Raw genomic sequence first — 5536 nt, 5'->3', positions numbered from 1 at the left:
GAGGCACACCGCCACCGTCACGACCAGCACCGCGGCCACCCCCGGCAGCACCACCCGGGGATCGGCCAGCCACTCCGCAACACGCCGGGTCCACGACACCGCTTTGCGCACCTCCTCCTCGCCTTCTGAGCAACACAAGCCCGGGGGACCTTCCCCCAGGCCCGTGTCAGCCCCTTGTTCGCTTGCCTAGAGTTTACAGCAACCCGCAGCCGCAGGTCAAGAGGAAGACAGCCCATCCGCACAAGCGCCCCTTGCCGCACCATGGCCGAAAAGAAAGCGGGTGATACGTGCATATCACCCGCGAAACAGGGGGTTCACACGGCACAATGGCTCGCCGAGGCGCATGATACTCCGCTGGCGTTACACCACTGTTACAGCCGCGTAAAAGCCCGCCAACCGCGGGGGCCAGCACCTCTTGCACCACGCGGTGGCCGGTACGGCCCATGGACACACTCTCTTGGAGGCCCTGGAGTTCTCCGCAGCCATGCTGATGGCGCTCCGCTTCCGGCGAGGGGCAAGCCCCTGCCGATCCCCGGCCGGTCCGGACGCGGGCCCCGGGGATTTCCACCCCGGGGGCCCGCTTCCCCCTGGCAACAGCTTCAGTTGGCGCAAGTCACCCGCTACGCACCACCTCCCCAGCCCCCTCAAAGCGAAAAAGACGCGTACCCACGCGTCTGCAATTAACTTGCAGCTTCGCGGGATCGCGTCTGGATCCACAATACTATGGGCCTGCTCTGCCTGTCAAGAGGGCCACGACCGCCCGCGCGAGACTTTCCCCCACCCGGGCTACCGGAGAGGCTGCAAGATCAGATGCCAGGTTGTCCAGGAAGGCCGTCCCGGGGCCGGCCAGGGCCTTGGCCGGCAGTTCCGCCCGCGCGGCGTCCAGCACCGCCCGGATTCCGTCCCGCACGGCGGCCACGCAGAAGCCCGCCGCGGCCAGCCGCCAGGCGCCGCACCAGGCGGCGGTGCAGACGGAGGCCGTCCGAGGCGGCACCTTTCCGCTCAGCCACCCCACCGTCCGGTCCACCAGGGCCCTTACGGTGCTCCGGCGCCAGCCGAAAAACAGAACGCTGACCCGGCGGCCCACCACCGTCAGCACCCAGGCCGCCCCCAGCGCCAGGGCCATCCCCGCCGCGGGCAGACTCCCGGGCAGGCCGGCGGCGAAGCCGCGCAGGTAGGAACACAGGAACAGCCAGGTATGTCTCCCCGATTCCCGCAGGACGTGCCAGAGCATCCGGCCCAGCCCCATTCGGGCCAGCTCCGGTCTCAACCGGGAGAGTTCGGCGCACTCCTCAACCGCGAACACCACGAGCGCCAGCGTAACCGCAAACGCCAGGAACCAGTGCGCCGAGTCCGCCGCGTGCTTCAGCCCGCCGTTCCACCCCGCCCACGCCGCCCCGCCCACCAGGACCAGCACCAGCAGGTCCCACCAGGGCACGGTGTCGAGCAGCCAGTCCAGCACCCGTCCCACCTCCCCCGCTGCTCTGGAAATCTACCGCGCCGCCTGCCCGGCCTCCTGCTGCCGGTCGGCCTCGTAGAACCGCAGCGTGGCCCGGTCCATGATGAGCGAAATCCTGGCGCCCGCAGGGGCGTGGCGGGCCTTGCGCACCTCCAGGTAGTGCGTGCCCGGACCGCCCGGGGGCGCCTGGTACAGATGCACCTCGCCGTCCGCTTCGCGGGACATCCCCCGCGACAGCGCCAGCCGGTGCTCTTCCGTGAGCTGGGCCACCGCCACCACCAGCACGCGCTGCTCCTGGGCCAGCGCCTTCAGGTACCGCGCCGCCTCGGCCAGGAGCTGCCAGGACTCCTTCCTCGGGTCGGAGGGCTGGAGCCGCTGCACCCAGTCCAGGATCACCACCCGGATGCCGGCCGCGGCCACCCCCTGGCGCACCAGCGCGCCCACCTGCTCGACCGTGGCCCAGGGGAGGCTGTCGGTGATCCACAGCGCGTTGTCCTCGATTTCCAACATGAGCCGCCTCAGGTCCCCGAGCTCCTCCTCGGTCACGTTTCCCGACCGGAGCCGCGACAGCGGCACCTGGCCCAGCAGCGCGTAAAGCCTCATGGCCAGCTCGCCGGCGGACATCTCCGTGTTGATGAAAAGCACCGGGACCCGTTGGGACACGCCCAGGTTCGCCGCCAGGTTCAGGGCCAACGCCGTTTTCCCCTTGCCCGTCTCGCCCGCCAGGATGAGCAGGTGCCCGGGTTCCGGGGAAAGGCCCTCGGTGAGCTGCGCCAGGCCCAGGTCGAACGATCTGGCCGCACTGTTGGCCCTGGACTCTATCTCGTCGGCGTACCCCATCCGCACCCACTCGCGGCCGGAAAACAGCACCCCCGGGGACGCCGGCACCGCGCACGCGTTGGCCTCCTGCAGGAACCGGGAGAGCACCTGAGCGGGGTCCCGCCCCTGCCCGTCGGCCAGAACCCTGCTCGTGCGCGTGCACACTGCGCTCACCCGCCTCAGCGCCGAGAGGACCTTGATCTGCCTGGCGGCCTCCCGCGCCTCCTCCGGGTCCGGGGCATCGCCGTCCGCGGCCACGTCGGGCAGCTCCGGCGCGGGCCTCCCGGACCTCAGCGCTTCCCACACCAGGCGGTAGCGGGGCGTGGAGAAGTCCGCCGCGTCCAGGTAGCCCGACAGCGACCACAGAAGGCTCCTGTCGCGGAGCACCGCCTGCACCAGCGCCCGCTCCAAGCTCGCGCACCGCTCAAACACGGCCGGCCGCCCCCTCCCGGCAGTTGTCGCCGATGGGCACCACGCGGTTCGTCCCCGGCACCACCCGATAGCCGTTCCTGCGGCACCACTCTTCAATGCCGTAGACCTCCGGCTGGTACGGCGTGCTGTCCCGCACCCCATCCTCGGGCAGCTTGAGCGCGGGGTCCCTCCAGTTCCACTTGCACCTGGCGAAGAAAACGCGGGCCAGGTCCTTTTCCGCGATCTCCGGCAGGCCCATCTGCTGGCGGCCCAGCATCTCGAACTCCAGGTCCTCCAGGGCGGCAGCCACGACCTGGTAGCCGAACTCTTTGTAGGCCCGGCCCACCATCGCGTAGTGCCCCCTCAGTTTCTTGACCCCCGGCAGTTCGTGGAGTTTGGCGGTGAGTTCCGCTATCAGGGTTCGGTCATTGGGTGGTCCCTGAGGGTCGGCGACCTTGCGGTCATCCTCTTCTTCTCCGTCAGGAGAAGAAGAGGATTTATTCTTCTTCCGGTTGGTTATTGTTCTTATTGATTCTTGTTCTGGGTATCTGTGTGATACCTTTCGCTGAGACGGATCAGTGGGAGACGTATCAGCCCGATACGTATCAGACTGATCCGTATCGGTGGTAGACGTATCACCCTGATCCGTGTCGGTGGTAGATGTATCACCCTGATACGTATCAGCGGGAGACGTATCAGCGTGATCCCCACCCCCGGGGCCCGCCTCAACAGAAGTTTGGCCCACAGGGCGCAAATCGGCGGTGGGGGACCAACTGTTCCCCTCCACAGCCGCGGACCCTGAAGTGTCCCCAGCACGCTGCTGACCTCTTGCTTCCTCCGGCGGGTTCTTGAGCAGATACAGGTTTCCCAGCCCCCGGTACCCGGTTGCCTTGGGAACACGCTCTATCCAACCGTGATCGGCCAGGTAGTTCAGCGCTCTTATCACAGCCGCCCGGCTGATCCCGCATCCCTGCGCTATCGCTTCAATCGACGGCCACGCCTCCGACCGCTCATTTGCGCAGTGGGCCAGGTACAACCTGACGATTTTGGCGTGTACCGGCATGGGATGCGTAAACACTTCGTGAAAGTCCCAGAACCATCCGCCTCGCCTCGCATCCCTTACCCCAACCCGTTCCTGCGTGGAAGCTGCGGACTTTCCGCCAGCAAGTTCGCGCCCCATCATGCCCGCCTCCTTCACAGCAAGTTTTGGCAGGAGTCGTGCGGCGGACTCTCGTAGCCGGGAAGGCTGTGCACCACGTACAGGCATCGTCCACCCGCGCCAGATGCTCCTTCGACGTTTACCAGTCCCGTACGCCGGAGAACTTCGATCAAGCGGTGGAACTCGGCTTTGCCTACTCCCAATTTGCGCTGCAAGGCCCTTTCGCTCAGTGTCTCCGCCGGAGCCGCTCCCTGCGACTTGTCGGCCAGCCGGCACAGCCCCACGTAGAACCCTACCAGGCGCAAACCGCCTTGCTCGATCAGACAGTCCAGCACCTCCGGGTCAAAAAGGACGACCGGCCTCCGCCGCCCCCTGGCCAGCACTTCCCGTTGTTCGTCCACGCAAGCTCCCTCCATTCCACTTGTTTCAGCGGCGCCTTTCCCGAAACCAGGCGCTTTGCCAGCGCATCCCACCAACCGGGAAGCTCCACACCTCCCTTCCCACCCCGGGCCCCGGCAGTCCGGCACCCCCTGCAAGCATGCCAACGCACCGGGATAGCCAAAAACGTAACCCCCGGGCGACGTTGACTCTGGGACTCGCTCTTTGGATTCGGCCTCAGGTGACGGGCAAAACGGACCCCACCTGCGCCGCGTTAACTTTTCGAACGTGTAACCCGGCTGTGTTCTGCTCGGCTATGTACTTGGCTCAAACGCCCGGTCCCACCTCATTCCGGGAACCCAACCCGCTTGCCGTCAGGCCGCCTTCTTTCTCCTCACCGCCGAGAGGCTCTTCAACACGACCAGCCGCGGGGCGCCGCACGGGCCCCAGGTTTGAACGAGCACCGTCGGGCCGCGGCACCGCACGCGGTCACCTGGTTTGAGCAGGCTGGGATCCCGGCAGACCCAAGTGCGCAGTCTGACCTCGGTCCTTCGGCCGACGCCGGTCCCGGTCGCGATTCTCTCGGCGGTCCTGAAGATCACCCGGCTCGGCCTTACGACTACCCACCCTGGATGTTCGTCCCCGTCAACCTTTATGACCACTGCGTCGCGGGCTACCCTGCTCACCCTGCCCTCCAGGAGCCGGAGGGCCTCTTCCACGAGATCCTCGTCCACCACGGCCACCGGTTCGGGCCGGGAGGCCTCCCCGCCCGCCGGCGCCGCCAGGGCGTCCCCAGTGTCTTCCCCGGGCGGCAGCTCCGCCACCGGCCCGGAGACGTCCAGCCGGCCGTTGGCCACCGCGCCCGCGACGACCGCTTCGATGACAGCGTTTTGGTACTCACGCTCAACCTGGTAGCTGCCGGCGCCCGCGGGCTTCACCGCCGCGCACACGTCCGCCGGGGCACCCACCAGCCCCGTCGCCAGATCCTCCGGTCTCGCACGGAACACCGTCCGCCGGGAGCACATTGCGAGTCGCTGGATGATACCGGCTCGCTCCCTCCGCAGCACCGGCTGGGCCACCGCCACGCCCGCGCAGGCCGCCGCCAGCAGGCACTCCTTCCTGGTAATGCCAGGCGGAGGTGCGTCCCCACGCGCTACGCGTACCGCCAGGACCTGAATCGATGCCTCCCACTGCAATTGGGCGCGATTTCCGTTTTCGGCTGTCTTCGCATCGAGTTCCGCCCGCTCTTCCTCAGTGATCTGTCTGACCACCACCCGGCCCGACCGGGCCCCCCGGGGGCGCCGTCCACC

5 protein-coding genes and 1 pseudogene are annotated in these 5536 nt (G+C 67.7%); all 6 read right to left on the bottom strand.

Going from position 1 to position 5536, the window contains the following annotated elements:
• Nucleotides 1-721 precede the first annotated feature (721 nt).
• Nucleotides 722-1462 carry a hypothetical protein gene (locus tag AB1609_14660; GenBank protein MEW6047700.1) on the bottom strand — a complete coding sequence of 247 codons (741 nt, stop codon included), beginning with the start codon at nt 1460-1462 and terminating at the stop codon, nt 722-724.
• Between the two features lie 30 nt (nt 1463-1492).
• Nucleotides 1493-2710 carry a DnaB-like helicase C-terminal domain-containing protein gene (locus tag AB1609_14655; protein ID MEW6047699.1) on the bottom strand — a complete coding sequence of 406 codons (1218 nt, stop codon included), beginning with the start codon at nt 2708-2710 and terminating at the stop codon, nt 1493-1495.
• A complete protein-coding gene (locus tag AB1609_14650; GenBank protein ID MEW6047698.1) occupies nt 2703-3038 on the bottom strand; it encodes a hypothetical protein in 336 nt (111 codons plus the stop codon). Before AB1609_14650 ends, AB1609_14655 begins: the two co-directional genes overlap by 8 nt.
• A gap of 567 nt (nt 3039-3605) precedes the next feature.
• Nucleotides 3606-3752: pseudogene (locus AB1609_14645) on the bottom strand (helix-turn-helix domain-containing protein).
• Nucleotides 3753-3883: 131 nt separating this feature from the next.
• Nucleotides 3884-4249: a hypothetical protein gene (locus AB1609_14640; protein ID MEW6047697.1), complete on the bottom strand. Its 366-nt coding sequence runs from the start codon at nt 4247-4249 to the stop codon at nt 3884-3886.
• Nucleotides 4250-4600: 351 nt separating this feature from the next.
• The coding region (locus AB1609_14635) for a hypothetical protein (protein ID MEW6047696.1) at nt 4601-5536 on the bottom strand (936 nt) is incomplete at its 5' end.

This window comes from Bacillota bacterium (assembly GCA_040754675.1).
In the GTDB taxonomy this organism is placed as follows: Bacteria; Bacillota; Limnochordia; order Limnochordales; family Geochordaceae; genus Geochorda.
This window is presented reverse-complemented; position numbering and strand designations above follow the sequence as displayed.